23 protein-coding genes are annotated in these 20,273 nt (G+C 40.3%); 8 read left to right on the forward strand and 15 right to left on the reverse strand.

Annotated features, from left to right (window positions below):
• Positions 1 to 117 precede the first annotated feature (117 nt).
• Positions 118 to 1,395 (forward strand): YcaO-related McrA-glycine thioamidation protein, encoded by a 1,278-nt coding sequence (locus tag METTI_RS04680; protein ID WP_023844672.1) that lies wholly within the window; start codon positions 118 to 120, stop codon positions 1,393 to 1,395.
• Positions 1,392 to 2,057 (forward strand): TfuA-related McrA-glycine thioamidation protein, encoded by a 666-nt coding sequence (locus METTI_RS04685; RefSeq protein ID WP_023844673.1) that lies wholly within the window; start codon positions 1,392 to 1,394, stop codon positions 2,055 to 2,057. Before METTI_RS04680 ends, METTI_RS04685 begins: the two co-directional genes overlap by 4 nt.
• Here METTI_RS04685 and METTI_RS04690 read toward each other — a convergent pair.
• The 4 genes from METTI_RS04690 to METTI_RS04705 all read right to left on the reverse strand — a co-directional run bounded on the left by METTI_RS04690 (position 2,054) and on the right by METTI_RS04705 (position 5,230).
• Complete coding sequence (locus tag METTI_RS04690) at positions 2,054 to 2,872, reverse strand: metal ABC transporter permease (RefSeq protein ID WP_023844674.1); 819 nt, start codon at positions 2,870 to 2,872, stop codon at positions 2,054 to 2,056. The genes METTI_RS04685 and METTI_RS04690 overlap by 4 nt on opposite strands.
• Positions 2,873 to 2,883: 11 nt before the next feature.
• Positions 2,884 to 3,633, reverse strand: a complete 750-nt coding sequence (locus tag METTI_RS04695; protein ID WP_023844675.1) for a metal ABC transporter ATP-binding protein — start codon at positions 3,631 to 3,633, stop codon at positions 2,884 to 2,886.
• A complete protein-coding gene (locus tag METTI_RS04700) occupies positions 3,634 to 4,662 on the reverse strand; it encodes a metal ABC transporter solute-binding protein, Zn/Mn family (protein ID WP_023844676.1) in 1,029 nt (342 codons plus the stop codon).
• A 145-nt stretch (positions 4,663 to 4,807) separates the two neighbouring features.
• Complete coding sequence (locus METTI_RS04705) at positions 4,808 to 5,230, reverse strand: metal-dependent transcriptional regulator (protein ID WP_023844677.1); 423 nt, start codon at positions 5,228 to 5,230, stop codon at positions 4,808 to 4,810.
• Positions 5,231 to 5,405: 175 nt separating this feature from the next.
• On the opposite strand from METTI_RS04705, the gene METTI_RS04710 reads away from it, so the two are divergent.
• The gene (locus tag METTI_RS04710; RefSeq protein WP_023844678.1) at positions 5,406 to 6,683 is read left to right on the forward strand and encodes an MBL fold metallo-hydrolase; all 1,278 of its coding nucleotides are present in this window, start codon (positions 5,406 to 5,408) and stop codon (positions 6,681 to 6,683) included.
• A 36-nt stretch (positions 6,684 to 6,719) separates the two neighbouring features.
• On the opposite strand, the gene METTI_RS04715 is transcribed toward METTI_RS04710, so the two are convergent.
• From METTI_RS04715 to METTI_RS04735, 5 genes are all read right to left on the reverse strand, one after another.
• Positions 6,720 to 6,905: a hypothetical protein gene (locus tag METTI_RS04715; protein WP_023844679.1), complete on the reverse strand. Its 186-nt coding sequence runs from the start codon at positions 6,903 to 6,905 to the stop codon at positions 6,720 to 6,722.
• Between the two features lie 163 nt (positions 6,906 to 7,068).
• Entirely contained in the window at positions 7,069 to 7,962 is an 894-nt protein-coding gene (locus METTI_RS04720) for an ATP-binding protein (protein ID WP_023844680.1), read from the reverse strand.
• Positions 7,962 to 8,849: an ATP-binding protein gene (locus METTI_RS04725; protein ID WP_023844681.1), complete on the reverse strand. Its 888-nt coding sequence runs from the start codon at positions 8,847 to 8,849 to the stop codon at positions 7,962 to 7,964. Before METTI_RS04725 ends, METTI_RS04720 begins: the two co-directional genes overlap by 1 nt.
• A 22-nt stretch (positions 8,850 to 8,871) precedes the next feature.
• Positions 8,872 to 9,261 carry a NifB/NifX family molybdenum-iron cluster-binding protein gene (locus METTI_RS04730; protein WP_342665118.1) on the reverse strand — a complete coding sequence of 130 codons (390 nt, stop codon included), beginning with the start codon at positions 9,259 to 9,261 and terminating at the stop codon, positions 8,872 to 8,874.
• A gap of 46 nt (positions 9,262 to 9,307) precedes the next feature.
• Positions 9,308 to 9,670 (reverse strand): NifB/NifX family molybdenum-iron cluster-binding protein, encoded by a 363-nt coding sequence (locus tag METTI_RS04735; RefSeq protein WP_023844683.1) that lies wholly within the window; start codon positions 9,668 to 9,670, stop codon positions 9,308 to 9,310.
• Between the two features lie 200 nt (positions 9,671 to 9,870).
• Here METTI_RS04735 and METTI_RS04740 point away from each other — a divergent pair, with 200 nt between their 5' ends.
• From METTI_RS04740 to METTI_RS04750, 3 genes are all read left to right on the forward strand, one after another.
• On the forward strand, positions 9,871 to 10,671 hold the full coding sequence (locus METTI_RS04740; protein ID WP_023844684.1) for an undecaprenyl-diphosphate phosphatase: 801 nt from the start codon (positions 9,871 to 9,873) through the stop codon (positions 10,669 to 10,671).
• A gap of 94 nt (positions 10,672 to 10,765) precedes the next feature.
• Complete coding sequence (locus tag METTI_RS04745; protein ID WP_023844685.1) at positions 10,766 to 11,071, forward strand: DUF134 domain-containing protein; 306 nt, start codon at positions 10,766 to 10,768, stop codon at positions 11,069 to 11,071.
• Between the two features lie 59 nt (positions 11,072 to 11,130).
• On the forward strand, positions 11,131 to 11,964 hold the full coding sequence (locus METTI_RS04750) for an Mrp/NBP35 family ATP-binding protein (protein WP_023844686.1): 834 nt from the start codon (positions 11,131 to 11,133) through the stop codon (positions 11,962 to 11,964).
• 152 nt (positions 11,965 to 12,116) lie between these two features.
• Here METTI_RS04750 and METTI_RS04755 read toward each other — a convergent pair whose 3' ends face one another.
• The 5 genes from METTI_RS04755 to METTI_RS04775 all read right to left on the reverse strand — a co-directional run bounded on the left by METTI_RS04755 (position 12,117) and on the right by METTI_RS04775 (position 15,545).
• Positions 12,117 to 12,806 (reverse strand): hypothetical protein, encoded by a 690-nt coding sequence (locus METTI_RS04755; protein ID WP_023844687.1) that lies wholly within the window; start codon positions 12,804 to 12,806, stop codon positions 12,117 to 12,119.
• Between the two features lie 126 nt (positions 12,807 to 12,932).
• Complete coding sequence (locus tag METTI_RS04760) at positions 12,933 to 13,172, reverse strand: hypothetical protein (protein WP_156916248.1); 240 nt, start codon at positions 13,170 to 13,172, stop codon at positions 12,933 to 12,935.
• 144 nt (positions 13,173 to 13,316) lie between these two features.
• Positions 13,317 to 13,865 carry a hypothetical protein gene (locus METTI_RS04765; RefSeq protein WP_023844689.1) on the reverse strand — a complete coding sequence of 183 codons (549 nt, stop codon included), beginning with the start codon at positions 13,863 to 13,865 and terminating at the stop codon, positions 13,317 to 13,319.
• Positions 13,866 to 14,055: 190 nt separating this feature from the next.
• Positions 14,056 to 14,736, reverse strand: coding sequence for a hypothetical protein (locus METTI_RS04770; RefSeq protein WP_023844690.1), 681 nt, complete (start codon positions 14,734 to 14,736; stop codon positions 14,056 to 14,058).
• 125 nt (positions 14,737 to 14,861) lie between these two features.
• Positions 14,862 to 15,545 carry a hypothetical protein gene (locus tag METTI_RS04775; RefSeq protein ID WP_023844691.1) on the reverse strand — a complete coding sequence of 228 codons (684 nt, stop codon included), beginning with the start codon at positions 15,543 to 15,545 and terminating at the stop codon, positions 14,862 to 14,864.
• Positions 15,546 to 15,733: 188 nt separating this feature from the next.
• Here METTI_RS04775 and nrdD point away from each other — a divergent pair, with 188 nt between their 5' ends.
• Both nrdD and METTI_RS04785 read left to right on the forward strand, forming a co-directional pair.
• Positions 15,734 to 17,548, forward strand: a complete 1,815-nt coding sequence (nrdD, locus tag METTI_RS04780; protein WP_023844692.1) for an anaerobic ribonucleoside-triphosphate reductase — start codon at positions 15,734 to 15,736, stop codon at positions 17,546 to 17,548.
• Positions 17,549 to 17,571: 23 nt separating this feature from the next.
• Positions 17,572 to 18,276, forward strand: coding sequence for a prenyltransferase/squalene oxidase repeat-containing protein (locus METTI_RS04785; protein WP_023844693.1), 705 nt, complete (start codon positions 17,572 to 17,574; stop codon positions 18,274 to 18,276).
• On the opposite strand, the gene METTI_RS15050 is transcribed toward METTI_RS04785, so the two are convergent.
• Positions 18,277 to 20,271 carry a PAS domain-containing sensor histidine kinase gene (locus METTI_RS15050; protein WP_023844694.1) on the reverse strand — a complete coding sequence of 665 codons (1,995 nt, stop codon included), beginning with the start codon at positions 20,269 to 20,271 and terminating at the stop codon, positions 18,277 to 18,279.
• Between the last annotated feature and the right edge of the window lie 2 nt (positions 20,272 to 20,273).

Here is a 20,273-nt window from a genome sequence, read left to right on the forward strand (position 1 = left end):
ATAACCCCATTTAGACTCTTATCCCACAGTATTTAACTGTTTACTTGAAATGAAGACGCAAAAACATAGTGTGCCTTGTCGTAAAAGATATAATACATGCAGAGACTCTCGCTAATCATGCCAGAGATAAACATTGACAGATCGATTAGCTTCATGGACGGTACCCAGCGAGTGCTTGATGAAAACAGCACCCTTGAGAAAACAAAAGATAATCTCAAAAGCATAGGTGTCACCAGAATAGCCAGCATTACCGATCTGGACAGACTTGGCATACCCGTTTTTTCATCAATCAGACCAAGTGCAGCAGAGGGGGCTATCTCAGTCTATTCCGGCAAAGGAAGCAATGAGACACAGGCGAGAATTTCATCCATGATGGAAGGTTTTGAACGTTGCCTTGCTGAAAAAAGCGGCATAAATGAAAACGTAAAGGATGAAATTAAAGCAATTCACGTAGTAGAGAGTTATGAAAATCTCATCAAAGAGAATCAGGTTGTAAGCCCACAGTCCCTGATCATAGCTGAAAGTTACAACCCAACCGCCCTTATAGAATGGGTACAGGGCTGGGACCTTTTGAAAAATGAAGAGCCTTTTGTTCCTGCTAATTCAGTGTATCACCCTTATGAAGCACCCGGAAGAACATTAAAACTTTTCAGAAGCAATACTAATGGGCTTGCTGCAGGCAATACCATTGAAGAAGCAATATTCCATGGATTGCTTGAAGTGATTGAAAGAGATGCACTGAGTATTGCGGAATTTACCAGAAACCCAGGTAAAGAGATAATTCTCACAGAAGAAGACGGAGAAAATTATGAAATTCTTCGCAAGTTCACAGATAATGAAGTTGACGTTAAAATATGGGCACTTAACCATGACACCGATATAACAACTGTTGTTGTTGCTACAGATGATGTGAGACTCAAAGATGCTGCACTTCTGGTAATGGGAGCAGGCACACATCTCAAACCTGAAATCGCAGTAAGAAGAGCACTCACAGAAGCTGCTCAATCAAGGGTTGTACAGATACACGGTGCCCGTGAAGATACAGACCGCGAAGGGTTTGTCAGGGATATAGGGTACGACAGGATAAAGCGCATGAATAAATACTGGTACGCGGATGGAGAGAAAGTTTCAGTCTCCGAACTGAAAGACCTGTCAAAAACCACACCTGCTGAGAGTATTGATGTAATAGATGAGCAACTCAAAAAAGTTACAGACTCTGCTATTGTTGTTGACCTTTCCCGCGAAAGCATACCAGTCCCGGTTGTAAGGGTAATAATTCCTACATTTGAAATGTACACACTTGATAGGGAAAGAGTTGGTAACAGGGTAAAGTCCGGACCAAGAAAGAAAATGGCTCCACATGAAAGACCATGGAGAAAAGGACGCAGAAAATGAGTGCCAGAACAGAAGTTCTCATATTTGCAGGTTCCAGCATCAGTCATGAAGATGCAGCAAAAATCCTTGATGCCACATACTGGCCACCCATATCAAGAGGAGATATTGGTAAAGCTGCCAGTGAAGGATACAAAATAATAGGCATCATAGATGGCATCTTTTTTAGCAGGGCAGCCGCAGCCCACAAAGAGATTATAAATGTAATAAAAGATGGAGTTACCGTCATCGGTGGCTGCAGTATGGGAGCCCTGAGGGCATCAGAACTTGATATTCATGGAATGGAAGGAGTAGGGACAGTCTACGAGTGGTACAGGGATGGAGTTATCGAAGACGATGACGAGGTTGCTGTTGCCACAAATCCTGATACATTCGAATCAGTTTCCAGCCCCATGGTAAATATAAGGGAAACACTAAAAGCTGCAAACTCTGCAGGCATCATTGATGATGATGAATGCAGGCTTATAATACAGCTTGCAAAAAAAACCCATTACACAGAAAGAAGCTATTTTGGAATCTCAAGAACAGCAGAAAAAGAAGGAATAATATCAAAAGAAAAGGCTGAAAGGCTCCTTCAGTTCTGTAAAGAAAATGAACGTGACATCAAAAGAGAAGATGCCATTCTTGTTCTTAAAAAGATAAAAGAGATCATTTCAGAGTTCTAATCTGAGACTATTTTTGGTTTAAGCCCATCATACAGGAAATGCAGTATATAAACTGTTGACATTGAAAGTATAATGGTGGCTCCGGAAGGTGCATCAAACAGGTATGAAAGGAAGAGTCCTGCCAGACTGAAAAGGACACCAAAAATAATTGCCAGGTACATCATCTTTCCAAGATTGTTAGTATAGTGCCTGCTTAGTGATGCCGGCATTGTCAGAAGTGCAATTATCAGAATGATACCAACTACTTTGATCAGAAGTACTATTGTAAGTGCTATAAGGCAAAGAAGAAGCAGATACAGCTTTTCTGCTGACAGCCCGGAGACTGTGGTGAATTCCTCATCAAAACAAAGAGCCATGAAATGCTTATAATATGCATAGACAACAAATATAATTACGACATCCAGTCCCAGCATCAAATATATATCAGACATCGGAACTGTCAGAATATTACCAAAAAGGTATGTCATAAGATCCGGTGCATAGCCCGGAGTCCAGTAAATAAGAATAATACCAATGGCCATTCCAAGAGACCACAGAATGCCTATTGCAGTATCTTCGGCCACTTTTGCACGTTTGCTTACAAGACCCATAACAACTGCAGACAAAAGACTGAACGGTATCAGGCCAAATAAAGGATTAATCCCGAGATAGTAACCCAGACCAATTCCACCAAAAGAAGCATGTGTAATTCCCCCACTGATAAAAACAATCTTTTTCACAACGACATAAACACCGATTATACCACACGCAACACTGGCAAGAATTGCGGCTAAAATTGCATTCCTCATGAAGTCATACTGGAGTATTTCAAGCATAGCGTTTCACCTCAGTGCTCTTTCAGTACCCTGTGTGGTACACCATGTGCTATTAATTCTACAGGACACTGATATGACACTTCCAGATCATGCGGACTTATTTCCTTATCATCGTGATAATGGAACTTCCTGTTCAGACAGCCTATCTTATCCACATAGACTGAGACCGCACTGATATCATGAGTCACCATTACAATGGCAATCTGTGATTTCAGTTTATTCAGGAGCTCATAGAATTCCTTCTGCATTCTGGAATCTATACCAGTGGACGGTTCATCCAGTATTAACAGTTTCGGTTTCGTAACAAGAGAGCGGGCAATGAAAACCCTCTGTTTCTGGCCACCTGAGAGCTCGCCTATCTGCCTGTCCTTAAAATCAAGCATACCAACTGTTTTAAGAGCTTCAAGGGCTGCATTACGATCTTCATCATTATATCGCTGCAATGGACCTTTGTGACTCAGACGCCCCATAAGGACAACATCCCATACTGTTACGGGAAAATCAAGGTTAGAAGAGTGATATTGGGGGACATAACCCACATCCTTTCTGGTTTTTGCGGGTCTGCCACCCAATAAAGTTACAGAACCTTTATCAGGTTTGATCAATCCAAGGATGACTTTTAGAAGAGTGCTTTTGCCTCCTCCGTTGGGACCGATGATAGCCAGGAAATCTTTATCCTTTACAGTAAGGTTCACTGACTCAAGAACCCTGACATTATCATAACTTACCCATACATCCTTAAGATCAATCACATTTTCCATTTAAGCCAGTCCTTTTTCAAACGCTTCTGCTACCTTTGCAAGATTATCTATATAATCCTTTGCTAGCGGATCGACCTCAACTACCTCTCCGTCAATCTCACTTGCTATAGCTTCTGCACTGACAGTACTAAAACCTGACTGCACGAAAATGACCTTAATGCCTTCCTCATTTGCCAGATCAATAACAGATTGCATGTCCTGGACACTTGGTTCTTTACCTTCTATCTCAACAGCAACCTGTGTTATTCCGTAGTGCCTGGCAAAGTATCCCCATGCAGGATGGTAGACCATAAAGCTGCTACCTTCTTTACCTTCTAGTGTAGACTGGATCTGCTCATCAAGCTCATGCAGCTCTTCAAGATATGCATTCTTGTTGGCAAGATAGGTTTCCTGATTAGCAGGATCGACTTCAACAAGTCCCTGATAAATGTTCTCAACCATTATTTCTACATTATCAGGTGAGGTCCATATATGTGGATCGAGGCTTTCTTCCTCATGATCGTGTTCTTCCTCATCAGCTTCATGATCATGCTCCTCTTCTTGGGTTTCAGCTTCATGATCGTGCTCTTCCTCTTCAGTTTCACCTTCGTGGTCATGCTCTTCTTCCTCATCATGGCTGTGAGCTGCCATTTCAGTTAGAGTGATTCCTTCTGAACAATCAACAATGAGCATATCGGAATTCAGATCTGCAAGTTTATCTATCATAGTGTCTTCCACTGTGATTCCAGAACCTACCATCGCATACATTTTTGCATTGCTGAGAGCTGTAAGTTGGCTTGGCGTTGGTTCATAAGAGTGAGGACTTGCTCCCGGAGGAACCATTACCACAACTTCTACGTTGTCACCTGCAATCTTTTCTACAAATTCCTGCTGTGGGACAATACTAACTCCCACAACAATTGGATACGTATCAGATACGGCATCCGAATCGGACACAACATCTGTAGAACTGTCTTCATCTACACACCCGGCAGTCAGAACAACTCCCATTAAAAGGAGTGTAATTAATACCATACTTATTTTCTTCATTTAGATACTCCATTCATTGATGATAATATAAATTGAACATAAATGCACAATACATTTTGGCAGCATATGCAGATTATTTGGCCATGCCCCAAATATTGAGTGAAATCCACTTTTCTAAGAAATTAAACACGCCGACACAAAATAATTAATGCAAATTGCACGAAGAATGTTTGATTTTACCACAAACACTTACAGTAGGATGACCCATTGCACCACAAATAGTATCGATAGCATCCTTTGAAACAAATGCTTCAAAACGGGATACTTCGCTGCAGGCATCATCTGAAGAAAGACCATAATGACTCAGCATAAGACTCAGGATATTATGCCTGTTTACGAAAAATTCTGCAAATTCCCTTCCCATTTCAGTAAGACGCACACCACGATAAGGAATATGATCTACATAACCGGACCCTGAGAGATCATTTATTGTCTTTGTAGAAGTTGAAGGATCGACATTCAATTCTGTAGAAATATCCGTAGTCTTTACAAGATCACCTTTTTTTAGAAGGAATTTTAGATATTCCACTTTTTTAGGAGATAGCTCCAAACCTGTAATTTCCTGCATGCTAACCCATAACAAAGAAGGAGTATATATGTGTTTTGAATTTTAGTCAAAAATAAGACCTATTTTTGCACATACTACAAAAATATCCAACACATACAGAATTACTAATGAGTAAAACTCCCACATGCAGCATAAAATACTAAAACAAAACTGTCACATAAATAATGGGGTTAAAATGTTAATACAACAAATATTTACTGAAAAAATAGCGCATAGTTCCTACATACTGGCAGGAGACAAAACCTGTGCGATAATCGATCCAAGACGAGATATTGACATATACATCAATATTACAAGAGAACTTGGAATTAAAATTACGCACATCCTTGAAACTCACCTGCATGCAGATTTTATTTCAGGACACATAGATCTTTCTAAAAGGACAGGTGCTCCAATATACGCTCCTGAAAAAGCAAAATGCGATTTTAAGCATATCCCCCTCTCAGAAGGAGATTCTATTGAAATAGAAGACATAAAACTTGATATTGTAGAAACTCCAGGCCACACACCTGAACACATATCCTACATAGTTACAGACACAACGAGGGGAAAAGAACCTGTGGCAGTTTTCTGCGGCGATACGATGTTTGTAGGAGATGTAGGAAGGGCAATGGCATCAAAAAGAAGCAGCACAATGGGGTATGAAAAAAAATTCAACTACGCACTTCTGATAGATGACAGGCCGGAATTTATAGAATCGCTTACAAATAACATGCCTTCCGCACCTGATCACTTTAGCAGGTGTACGGAAATTAACCGCATAGGACCGGAATTATTAAAGAGGCTGAAAATCCCTGAAGCCCTGAACAATGTAGAATTCAAGAATAAAATGGAAAATGCATTAGTTCTTGATGTCCGCAGCTTTGAGTCCTTTGGAGGACAGCATATCCCGAACTCCTACAATATCGATATAAATTCAAATTTCCCCACCTATGCAGGATGGCTCATACCCCCTGAAAAAAATATAATTCTTGTTTCAGACAATTATACACAGGCTTTTGATGCATGCCAGCAACTGCATCGTGTTGGACTTGACAAAATCCAGGGATACCTGGAAGAGGGAATGTACGGATGGGTAACAGAAGGATTTAATGCAAAGCACGTCCCCCAGATATCTGCACCGGAGCTGAATGAGAGAATACACAGAGGAGAGAAAATGATAATAGTAGATGTAAGGGAAAGATCAGAATATGATGATTTCCACATCGAAGGAGCTGTGAATATCCCGGTGCACGAATTAAGAGAAAGATATACCGAACTTAACCCGGAAGCTGAAACCGTTCTCATATGCGGATCAGGCCAGAGATCAGGAATGGGATGCAGCCTCTTACTCAGGCATGGTTTTAAAAATGTCATGAATGCTGCAGGAGGAATGACAGGCTATGCAGCAGCAGGATTTGGAAAGGAATGCCCAATGTGTGTCCTCCCCTGGGCACCTTTCAGGAATAAGTGACTGCCTAATACGGCAGACACTTTTTGTTTTTTAGATTCAGCTGAAAGGCATGCTTTTGTAAGTGAATATTTCCCTTACCATGTAGATAAAGTCCAGAATCTCATCCATTGATATAAGTAGCAATACCAGTATCATCAGAGCTATGATAAGCTCAGAATAATCAGGAAGGGATTGCACTATATGGGCAAAGGAGCCCATTGTTCCGTTTGCAGAGTGGGCCATAATTTTCACCTAAATAAATCTTTGATAATATAGAATAAAAATATATCGCAGATTTGTCATGGTTTATTATGATAATAAGAACCTGGCTAAAAATAGAACAGTTACTCGAAATAATTGAAAACAAGAAGAAGAAGAAGAAGAAGAAGAAGAAGAAGAAAACAGATTATAATAATTGAACCAAACCTGCTTTATCCTGCATCAGAAGATCCTCAAGTTTTTCCCAGACCAGCCTGATGCTTTCGGAGATTTGACCATCCGAATATTCAACAACAGATTTTCCTGCCACCATAGATTCAATGACAACATCATCATAAGGAAGCATCCCCATAACAGGAATACCATTGTTTTTACAGTATTCGACAATAGAAACTGAAAGTTTATCGTTAATATCGCATTTATTTATACAGACTACAACAGGTATCCTGAAATGCCGTGCAACCTGCACAACTCTTTCAAGGTCGTGCACACCGGATTTTGTAGGTTCTGTTACTACAAGCACCAGATCAGTTCCCGTGGTTGCAGCTATAACCGCACATCCAGTCCCTGGCGGACCATCAACTACAATCAGATCCTTTCCACTTTCTTCTGCAAGCTCAGAAGCCCGACTGCGAACCTCTGAAACCAGTTTGCCGCTGGCTTCTTCACCAACACCCAGCTTTGCATGCACCAGTGGGCCGAATCGAGTATTGGAACAGTAATATTCACCAGCCTTCTTTTTGATCATGCTGACAGCATTTTCGGGACAAACATACTCACAAACTCCACAGCCTTCGCATTTGTATACATCAATCACTTTGTCAGAACATATTGCAGCAAACCTGCAGGAAGAAACACAAATCCCACAATCAGTACACAAATTCCTGTTAACGGAAGCTACATCCAAACCATAGAAATCATGGGTTTCAAATATTTCTGGCTGCAATATCAAATGCATATCTGCAGCATCAACATCACAATCTGCAATAACCGCATTTTGTGCAAGTGCAGCAAAAGATGAGGTAAAAGTGGTCTTGCCTGTCCCGCCTTTTCCACTAATTACAGTTAACTGTTTCACCATTAACTGTTCACCCCTGAAACGAACTTACCCGATGAATCAGATGCATTTTTTGAATAGATAGAACAAATATCACGATATAAAGCCCTGAAAGTTTCTTTCCACTGCGGCATTCGTTGCACAAAGGGAATGCCTTCCGAATAGAGAACTGCCATTTCCCTGTTGTAAGGAATCTTCATCAGAACAGGAATGTCCTCTGAAAGACAATAATCTTCCACACGGCTATCGCCGGAACCATGCCGATTGATAATAACACCGAATGGAACTTCCAGTTGCCTTACAACTTCCACAGCAAGAATCAGGTCGTTTAGTCCAAATGGAGTAGGCTCAGTTACAAGCACACAGTAATCCATATCTCCCACAGTTGCTATAACAGGACATGCAGTCCCCGGAGGAGAGTCGACGACAGCAACCACACTTTTATCTATGTGTGCCTGTAACCGCTTTATAATCGGAGTAGCCATTGGTTCACCAATTTCAAGTGTTCCCTGAAAAAAACTAATTCCAGAGTCGGGATCAACTCCTTTTTCAATTACCCCTATTGGTCTTTTGATCTCTGAAATTACATTTTCAGGACAGACTATCTGGCACCCACCACAACCGTGACAAAGTTTTGGAAAAACCATGACACGTTGAGGAAGTTTTGCTATTGCATTATAGCGGCAGAATTCTGCGCAGCTTCCGCAAAGGCTACACTTTTCAGTATCAATTTCAGGAATACAGATAGTGACATCTTCCTGTTTTTCAAGATCCAGACCTAAAAAAAGATTGCAATTTGGTTCTTCAACGTCACAGTCAAAGAGCTGGGCATCGCCCATCGCAAGGGCAAAGTTCACAGCAACTGTGGTTTTTCCGGTGCCACCTTTACCGCTTGCGATAGCTATTTTCATGTACTATACACCTAAAATAACATTAATGGCAGTGACCGTCATGATCGTGGTCATGACCGTGACCTGCACATGAGTTGTCACGTGTTGCCTTTGAAAGCTTGCTTGCTTCCCATGCAGCAACAGCATCCTGGATACTGCCTGTAGCACCGATAAATACATCGATACCATACTGCTCAAACATATCTACAGCCTTCTTCCCAAGACCGCCACAGAGCATTACATCAACATTTTCTTTTGCCATAATCTCAGGAGGAAGACCTGTTCCACCGTTGTGCTCGCTTGTGTTTGATATTACTGAAGATTCCCTTGTTTCCGTATCATACAATGTGTAGTAAGGTACTTTTCCAAAGTGCTGACCGACTGTATCTTCCATTCCATTTTGTCCCATTGAAGGTATACATAATTTCATCATTCACACCTCTTATATGATTATTTGATAATTTTGAATACGGCCCCAGTTATCTTTTGGATTTTCCCGGGGAATTTGGCGCATCGATACTCTCCAGTGATCCTGAGTTGTAAGCTTCAATTGCTTCTTTCACAGAACCCCCGGAGACTATCTTCATCTCAATGTTCTCGGACTCCAGCAATGAGAATGCATTCGGACCTACACTACCTGTTATCAGTACGTTTATTCCGTTCCCGATAACTTGCTGGGCTGCCTGGACACCTGCACCTCCTGAAGCAGAACCCTGATCATTTCCAACGGACTGGAAGTCCATGGTCTCAGAGTCTACTACCAGAAAGTTTTTGCATCTGCCAAAATGAGGATCAACAGAGGCATCCAGATCAGAACCTTTTGCTGTAACACATATTTTCATTGATGAACTCCTGAAAACAAATAAATGATTAATACACACATAAGAGATAAAATATAAAAGCTTTATGGATTGTCCTTATATATTTACTCACAATTGAGTGATAAAAAGAGAAATAATACCAGAGGAGAAAAAAGAAAAAGACATCAATATACAAAAATAACCACCCCATATATATACAAATAAAGCCAAAATGGCACTGGATGTTAACAGTTTTTGAGGCAATAGTACTTGGAATCGTTCAGGGATTAGCTGAATGGCTACCAATCAGCAGTGAAGGCATGACCACGCTTGTCATGTTGAATTTTTTTGACAAAACACTTGCAGATGCACTCCCCATTGCAATCTGGCTGCACACGGGAACATTACTTTCAGCTGTTGTGTTTTTCAGAAAAGATCTAAAGGAAATAATCACAGAAATTCCACAATATATCAAAAACAGGAATTTGCAGGAGAAAAAAGACAGCCTGATAACATTCTTACTAATAACAACTGCAATAACCGGGATAATCGGACTCCCACTTATTCTCTTTGCAACCGGGATGAATGATTTCTCCGGAAGACTTGCAACTGCAATTATCGGCGGATTGCTCATATTCACAGGCCTGCTTCAGATGTCTGCCTCAAAGAATAAAATTCACAGAGAAAAAGCGGGAATCAGGGATTCAATAATTGTTGGTACAACACAGGGATTTGCAGCCCTGCCTGGTGTCAGCAGATCAGGAATTACTGTGTCCACATTACTGCTGAGAAACATCGAACCTGCACAGGCATTGAGACTTAGCTTCCTGATGAGCATACCGGCAGTTCTGGCTGCAGATGTTGGAATGGGAGCAATGGGGCTGCTGGACATCAGTGCAAATTCATTGCTGGCACTTGTCTTTGCTTTTGTTTCAGGGATACTTACCATTGATCTGTTCATTAAGGCAGCCAGAAAGATAGATTTCTCTAAATTCTGCATAGCTCTTGGAATTCTCAGTATACTGGCATATTTTGTTGGATAATACAGCCACAAACAGAATATCTCACAAAAGAGAATAAATATATAAGATTTTCTGCCAAGATATAAATAAGAAATCAATTATTGAGTGCATAACAATGACTTGTAGAGGAAGACCCAAAGCTCCAAGAAGAATTGAGTGCTCTCCGGACGTATTGTATTTTAAACCACGCGGAGTGCCACTGAAAGAACTTGAAACCGTAGCCCTTGCCATTGAAGAGCTGGAGGCCCTGCGTCTTGCAGACCTTGAAGGATTGCAACAGGAAGAAGCAGCCATCAGCATGGGAATTTCAAGGAGGGCATTCTGGCAGGATCTTCAAAATGCAAGGAGAAAAGTGGCTTTGGCACTTATTGAAGGCAAGGCCATTGAAATTACCGGAAAAAATTTATCGGACACTGAATAACTGCCAGAACGCTATTTGTTGTCCGCTAATTAACATATCAAAATCACAAAGGAGATCACATGACACAGAATATCCAGAGTACAGAGGACCTTTTAAAGAAGCCAGAAGTGCCAAAGCTTGTCAGGAACATGAGAGCCATTAAAAAGAAGATAATGGTTATGAGCGGCAAAGGCGGAGTAGGAAAAAGTACTGTTGCTGCAAATCTGGCTGCAAGGCTTGCTGAACGCGGAAGCAAGGTAGGACTTCTTGATGCGGACATCCACGGACCAAGCATCCCGAAGATGTTCGGTATCGAGGATGTAAAACCGGAAGTTGATGAGAACGGCATCGTACCTATCAGCGTCACAGAAAACCTTGTTGTAATGTCCGTAGCACTCCTTCTTGAAGACAAGGATGCACCAGTCATATGGAGAGGACCTGCAAAGATGGCAGCCATTAAACAGTTCCTTGAGGACGTTTCATGGGGCAATCTTGACTACCTTATCGTTGACCTTCCACCAGGAACCGGTGACGAACCACTGAGTATCGCACAACTCATCGAGAAAATGGAAGGTGCAGTTGTTGTGACAACCCCACAGGATGTTGCTCTTGTAAGTGTCAGGAAATCCATCAAGTTCGCCGAGATCCTGAAAGTACCTGTGATTGGTATCGTAGAGAATATGGCTGGAATAATCTGCCCACACTGCGACGAAAAGATAGATATCTTCGGCAGAGGCGGAGTAGAAAAAGCAGCCAAAGATTTCAATGTAAACGTACTTGGTGAACTCCCAATGGACCCAAAGATCGCAGAGATCGAGGACAGCGGAAAAGTCCACACCGACATCAACGAAGAAATGCTCTGGGGCAAGGAATTTGCTTCAATTGTTGATTCAGTTGAGAGTTTTAAGAAATAAGATTATTCGGGAAGAGTTATTCTTCCTCAACTTCTTTTTTTAGTTTAATGCCCAACTTGGCGGTCAAGGCTGAGTAAAACATAAACATAAGAGAAATAATAAATTAAAAAGTAGGAAAGGAAAAATAGAGGTTTTACGTGGCAACAATAGAGTTAACCTTCCCCAAAAACAATATCATTCAACTGTTCTTCACTATATCTATCTGCTATATGTGATGTAAAAACTACATCAAAATTCTCATACATCTTCCTCAAGAAGTTCCTCAGTCGGTTTCTATTTGTCAACCCGATTTCAGTATCCTCAAACCACATATTGGTCCATGTCCAAAAAACGACTTTGTAATATGCAGGGTCAGATATTTCAACGTGCTGATTTTCACTCTTTAATCCGTCATGAAATATGGATATATAAAAAGAATTGCTTAAAGGCAGTGAATCTCTAACCTGTTGGGGACTCAAAACCTCTTTATAATCGGGGTCTGCATACAACCCTTTTGAGCTGCAATCGATGTACATATCCTTTTCTTTAAGATTAAATCTAGTTTTCCCTGATATTTCTATTCTTCGTATATCAGCACCAACAATGTCCGAAGTTTTAAAATTCTGAACATCTTCCTTTAAATCCTGAAAGAATATTCCCTCCTCTGACTCAATCTTCCTTTCAAGGTATTCTAAATGGTTAACAGAAGCTTCGGATGAGCTGAAAGCAGTATTAACTGGGAAGTCTTCAGAATAGGTTAGTAAGCTATACTCAACCGTTGTCGGAATAAAAAATCCTTTCCCACCATCTAGTACTTTACCAACCACATCTAACATTTCATCTACAAATTCGGAAATTTTCATGGCTTTTCCTCTTACGTGGAAATTCCATCTGCTTTCATATTGAGGAGTATAAGCTAAAAAATCAATATTTGGTATTATGATATCACGTCCATTCAAACAATCCTGTGCTTATATTCTTAACACCTTTCAGTGAACTCCATCTGCAAAGAATATCTCTACCTCTTCAATAAGATTATTAGCAGGACTTTCATCTACTTTATATGCTAGATTCATATACTGATTAATCGTATCACCAATATCATTCTTATCAATTCCCAAGCCTTCCCTTGCATCAATCTCAAGCCTAGTTTTGCTACCGGTTTCTATTTGATGTCCAAACTTGCTTTGCCCTGAGTCCATGTAATCCCACAATTTACTCTCTGTCAAGTCTCCAATTGATTTTTTCTGATCAATATATTTAGTTACTTCGACACCGTTTTCATTTATTTTTACCTTTAAGTCAATTTGCTTAATCGGCTCTATTTCTATGTCAGAAGTTATTTGTCTATAGTAAGATGTCCTCTCTGCTTCCTAAGCTAAACCCTTAAAGCTATTTTCATTAGCATTATTTATTAAATCTGTAGTAAACTTGCCTGATCTCTCAATATCAGAAATATCTGAGACATCACTGAGATATGCCCTTATAGCATCATCAGACACTCCATTTTGTTGCAAGGTTTCAAGTGACTCCTTGACCTTAAATTTTTTTGCATCCGAAGAGATTTTGCCAAACACTTCTGGAAAGTCTAGAAGTCCAAGTGATCCTGAATCATCAACAAGAAACACAGCAAATGAATCAATCTTTCGGGATACTTTCATAAATTCCTTAACTTTGTCAATCTTTGTAGCTAGCCCAGCTGTAGCTTGACCAAACTGTTCCGATGTCTTTATGCTCTTTGTTGCCTCGCCACCCATGTACATGGTGGCAAATGACATTGAAACATAACCTGAATACCAGCCACTTTCAAAATCATCATAGAGTTCATTATTCGAATCATAAGGGTTTTCCATTTCCTGAAGAACGGTTATAGTTCCAGGAAGATTTGCTGCAATATCTGCGATAAGAGTCGGGTCAGACAATATAGAACTAAAAAGATCTGTGATTGCTGTAATATATCCTAAAGAGTCCTTAAGTTCAATTGTTGTTGAGGGGTTTTTCTCCAGAACTATTGAAGCACCAGCAATGAAAATAACAAATAGATTAAAAAGAGATTTAAAAAATCAAAGGGAGATAAAATATAATAGTCGCCTTTATTAACAATCAATAGAGTTAACCTTCCCCAAAAACAATATCATTCAACTGTTCTTCACTATATCTATCTGCTATATGTGATGTAAAAACTACATCAAAATTCTCATACATCTTCCTCAAGAAGTTCCTCAGTCGGTTTCTATTTGTCAACCCGATTTCAGTACCCTCAAACCATATATTGGTCCATGTCCAAAATAGGATTTTGTAAAAGGCTGGATCAGAGCTTTCAACATGTTGATTTTTATTCTTTAATCCATCATGAGAAATTGTAATCTCAAATGGATTGCTTGAAGGCAATGAATCTACAACCTGTTGTGGGCTCAAAACCTCTTCATAGTTAGGGTAAGCGTATAAACCTGTTGAACTGCAATCGATGTACATGTCCTTTCCTTTAAGATTGAATCTGGTCTTCCCGGAAATTTCTATTCTTCGTATTTCGCCTCCAACCAGGTCTAGAGATTTCACACTCTGGACATCTTCTTTGAAATCCTGAAACGAAAGTCCTTCCTCCGATTCTAGTTTCCTTTCAAGGAAGTTTAAACATTTTGTATGGACTTCTGATGAACTAAAAACATCATTAGCTGGAAAGTCTTTTGAATACGTCCGCAAATTGTATTCAATCATTGTCGGAATAAAAAAATCCTTCCCGGCCTCTAATACTTTCTCTGTAATGGCCAGTATTTCATCGATTATTCCCAAGGCGTTCCTTGTTTTTCCTCTTATATGAAAGTCCCACAGACTTTCATACTGAGGAGTATATGCTAAAAAATCAATATTGGGTATTATAGTATCACGTCCAGTCCATTTGCATCAGTTATAAGTAATTAATATCCCAAATGTTCCCTAACTCTATCCATTTCATCTGAACACCACAATACATCAGTGCATACAATGAGCATCACCCCGCCATTCTCCAGTTCCTCAACTTTAAATGCAGGAGAGGAAAGCAGAATATCACGCCCTATTTGATCTACAAAAGGTTTGGAATAGAAGCTTACTATGTTGGGTTTTTCTTTGAGGAAATCTTTTTTGTTGGAAGGCACAGAATCCTCATACTCGTTTCGGAAAGCTCCATGAGATAAATTAAATCTGACAAATAATTCCTTACATAAATCCATGAAGACTAAGAAAGTATTTTCATCGGGGACGAGATGCTCACCTGCTTTAAGTGAAATGAATGAATCATTATCCTTTACCTGAAGAATGTCAATACCAAAGCGGAAGTTAACTTCATTAAGATAGTCTAACCAAATACTAAAAGACGTGGTTTTCAGGTCAAACTTGGAGTATGTTTCAATGATTTCAGCTAGTTTTTCAGTAGATTCCTTCCTTTCTTCCTCATCATGTCCTATATCATTTTCCGGTTTATCGGTTAAGATTAGATAGTATGCTTTATATCGACTGCAGGCGTTGTATTTCACACCTCGTGAAACTAAAAAATAAAAAAGTTTGTGGATAAAGACCTGATCAAGGTTTTTATCATACTGAAATTGAATCTCCCATTCCATTTGTATCATTAATTAAAGGATTTTAATCTTATATCCCAATTATCACCATATATTACCAAATCTATTGAGACTATTCAATTTTACATAAAATTTCATTGCAAGAATAATATTTAACAATGGTACATAGCATTCCAAGAATACAAATTGAGCATAGTACATATTTATACTAAAAACACAGACTTTTCTTTATGGGAAGGGGGAGCCCTGAGAATATTGACAGGCTTGACTTCATAGATCCGACAGAACTCATCGAAGATGTCCTGCTGGACAGAAGCTGGCTGCTAAAGGAAAACTCGAACACACGTCTGAGTCCGTCTGTTATAGACCTGCACATTGCATCCCAGATCAAGAAACAGTACGCTCTGGAGAAACTCTACTCACCGGAAAGTTCCCGGGCACACAGGGAAGGACTGATCCATATACATGACCTGCATGATCCTTTCAAAGCATATTGTAACGGAATCGATGCAAGAGTATTCCTGAAAGACGGACTGAGGTTTCCGGATACTACAAGTCTTCCAGCAAAGCGATTTCAGTCTGCGCTCTTCCATTCAATGTCCTTTATGCTGCACTCTCAGCAATTTTTCGCCGGGGCGCAGGCAATAGATATGCTGAACTGGATGCTTGCACCACATCTCCATTACGATAATATCACTGATGAACAGCTCAGGCAAATGATACAGGGATTCATGTTCCAGATGAACCAGTCCAACCGTCCCGGAGCCCAGAGCGCTTTTACCAATATCGGACTGAGAATAACATGCCCTCCGCTCATTGCTGACCAGAAAGCCATATTCGCAGGAAAGAAGCTTGATGAAACTTATTATTCATTTGAAAAAGAAGCGAGAACAATTTACAGGGAGTTTATGGAAGTCGCTGCCGAAGGTGACGGACAGGGATTCCCATTTACATTCCCGTTGCTGACAACTGCCATAACCAAAGACCTTGACCCGGATGATCCGCTCTGGAAACTTACAATGCATGCAACAGCTTCAACCGGAGCACCTTATTTCCTGAATCTAAAAACTGACTACCTTTCCGACGAAACAGTGCATGCAATGTGCTGCCGGCTCTTTGCAAGACATACAGGCGGAATCTGGAGTGCCGGAGGAATGGGCAATGGTTCCAACAAAGTTGTTTCAATAAATCTTCCCGGTGTTGCACTTCGAGCTAAACAGCCGGACGATTTTTTTTCAGAACTTGACAGAGTTCTGGAAATTAGCAGGCAGGCACTTATTGAAGGTAACGAAATCATCAGAAAGTCTCTTAATGAATGGAAAATTCTGCCGTGGCTTCTGAAATCAACTGATGATGGAATGCCATATTACGAATTTGAGAAAAGACACCTGACATTTGGAGTCGTTGGACTGAATGAGTGCCTCATGAACCTCACAGGCGAAGGCATTCTTGGGAAAAAGAAAGAAGGCATGGAAATAATACGATACATGGCAGACAGGATACAGGAATTTGCCATTGATGACAATGTAGAGTATACTCTGGAACAGACACCTGCTGAAAGTACTGCCCATCGTTTTGCGCTGCTGGATAAAGAACGATACGATGGCAAAGCAAACATTCAGGGCAGCGATGAGGTTCCATATTACACCAATTCCACTCATGTTCCTTACAAAACTGAGACATCTCTTGTCAATCGCATAGCAACCGAAGCGGAGTTTCATCCGTATTTTACAGGTGGTACAATCTGTCATATCTGGATGGGTGAAAGTTTTCCGGACCCGGGAGGACTTTCAGATTTTGTTGAGCGGTTAACAGGGACAGAACTTGCATACTTCTGTTTTTCACCGGATTTCTCCATATGCAAAAATGGCCATAGCTCCAGAGGAATACAGGAAAGATGCCCTCATTGTCAGGCAGAAATAGTTGACCACATTTCCAGAGTTACCGGCTACTATGGCCATGTAAACAACTGGAATCCCGGAAAGGTTATGGAATACAAAGAACGCCACAGGTACAGAATGGACTGCACGCAGAAAGATAAATAAGTCCGCAAGCCGTCTGAAACATTATGATTTTTACGAGTGAAGCATCGTTCAAATGGCTTTATTCCCAGGAGATTACGAAAGTAAAAGACCTTGCACGCGTGGTACAGGCAAGTTATCTCTGGAATGAGGAAAACAATTTCGCAGAACAGCTTATGGGCCTGCGTACAGGAGACTGCTGGAATAGTGACCTGAGAGATACTTCACGTGCTGTGTCTGTTCTTGCGTTGACAGGAACCGCGTTTACTGAAACTGGTAAATGGATCCTTGAAAAACAAAATAATGGCTCCTGGAATGAGGACGTATATGACAGTACGTACGCCCTTGCATCACTTGCAGACCTTGGATTATTCAACCCTGAAGGATGCCAGTGGCTTATTGAAAATTACGTGGGAAAATGGCAACATCCCGGAACAACAGCACTTGTAATTACAGCCCTGATGAAGCAAGACAGACTTGGAAACACGAACGACTATGACATGTTCATTGAAGAAAAGGCAAGATGGATAATCTCAAGAAAAGAAGTGAACAATTCATGGAAGACGCCTGCAACCACCAATCTTGTTATCCAGTCACTTATGCTTGCAGGACATAGAGATGAAGTCACTGAATCTGTAAAATGGATTCTTGACCAGATGAACGATAACGGTTCATGGGGAAAGGAGAACGGAGATATCAATACGACTTCCCTGTCGCTTATAACATTGCATGAATACATAGACAGCCAGTAATCACTTGGCCGGAAGAAGAACGTGAATAGTTGTGCCTGAACCTTCCTCACTCTCAGCCCATATAGAACCATTGTGGGCTTCTATTATCTTCTTGCAAATATAGAGTCCAAGGCCGTTACCGCCATATTTGCGTGTTGATGAACCGTCCACCTGATAGAATCTGTTGAAGATATCAGGAAGGTCAGCTTCGGAAATACCAATACCCTCATCAGCTATTTTGATATGGATATTGTTGTCATCCTGAAGTGAGCATGTTATTGAAATTTTACCTCCATCATGCATGAATTTGATGGAGTTGTCTATAATATTGATAAAAACTTCTTCAAGGTAATCCAGATCACCGTTAATTAATGGAACATCGCATGGAATTGACCGTTCCACAACATGGTTCTTGCGTTTGATCTCAGGATCCCTGTCATGCAATGCAGAATCTATGACCTCACAGATCCTCAGAGGCAAGAATGTGTATTCAACATTACCGCCTTCGGTGATACTGACGTACAATAATGAATCGATAAGTCTTCTGAGCCTTTCAGAACTGAACATCATCTTTTCAACTGCATCTTTCTGTTTCTGACTTAATTCCCCCAAAGCTCCTTCATACATCAACTCACTATATCCTTTAATAGGAATTAGTGGTGTTTTTAATTCGTGCCTGAGGTTAGAAATAAACTCATCCTTCATCTTGTCAAGAGATTTCAATTCCTCATTTGCCCTGGCCAGATCTTCAGCATACTGTTTGAGTTTTTCTTCCGCTTCCTTGCGCTCGGTGAAATCCTCAACAACGCAGACTCCACCCATGAATTTACCTTCATCAGATATTACCGGGCTAAATTCTGCTTTTATAGGAATTACTTTGTCTGAGAAAGGAGACTGGAAATTATCCTCATATCTTGCAGGAATACCAGCAAGAACCTGTATTATTGCTTTTTTAAGGTCATTATCATCACTGAAGGAATTAATTATATTAAACCCTATAATCTTTGAAATCACCTGCTCCTCAGGAATTCCAAGTATCCGGACAAGAATCTCATTGCACTGCGTGATTACACCGTTTTCGTCAAAGTGGAAAATACCGAGAGGTGATTTTTCAAACATCATGCGATATTTGTTCTTTGCAATGCTTGTGAGCCTCTCTTTCATCTTCCTTTGTGAAATATCATTAATGATTGCCCCGTGGAAAATATCACCCTTATATCTGGTAGTTGTAATAGCCAGTTCTATAGGGAACTCAGTATCATCCTTACGCAAGCCAGCAACTTCAATGATTTTACCAACAACAGGAGATTTTCCAATGGATATTATTTCGCCCCAGCCTTCGTGAGCCTTACGATATCGTTTTGGCATGATATGCGTAATATTTTTACCAATAATCTCATCTTTAGTAAAGCCAAAAAGCGCGGTTGCTTTCTTGTTCCAGAACGTGATGTCACCTGTATTATCTGAAAAAACCAGTGCATAAGGAATTGAATCAAGATGCTTGAATAGTTTTTCAATATCCCTTAACATTTCATTTTCAAAATCATTTTTGTTCTGGATACTTGCACATGAAAGAAGAACTGCTTTTCTGGGTGAGTCTTTGTCTATTAAAAGGCTGACATTGATAAGAAAAGTTGATATTAAACCGCCTGAATCTTTGAACAGAAGCTCAGTAGAACAGAATAATTCAGTATCTTCTGTGTTTTCCTGGAAAAAAGATGAGAGAAAAGATGTTGCATAGTCTTTTTCTTCTTCTGGAAGACAAAGCCTGGTGAAATCTTCTTTTGATGTACTATTTTTAAGACCAAAATATTCCTGCGCTTTTTTATTAGCAATTAAGATGCAATTGTCCTCATCAACTATAAGCATAAGCTGGTCGACCATATCATAATATGCCTGTGACTGTTCCATATCTGAAAAGTTAATTTCAGTCACCCGCAACAGAGATTCCTCTATATCGGGTGAATGACTGTCATTGTCATTCTCAAGTTCAGGCATTTTTTTGTTTGCGACCATCT

Origin of the sequence: Methanolobus tindarius DSM 2278 (assembly GCF_000504205.1) — an archaeon.
Classification (GTDB): domain Archaea; phylum Halobacteriota; class Methanosarcinia; order Methanosarcinales; family Methanosarcinaceae; genus Methanolobus; species Methanolobus tindarius.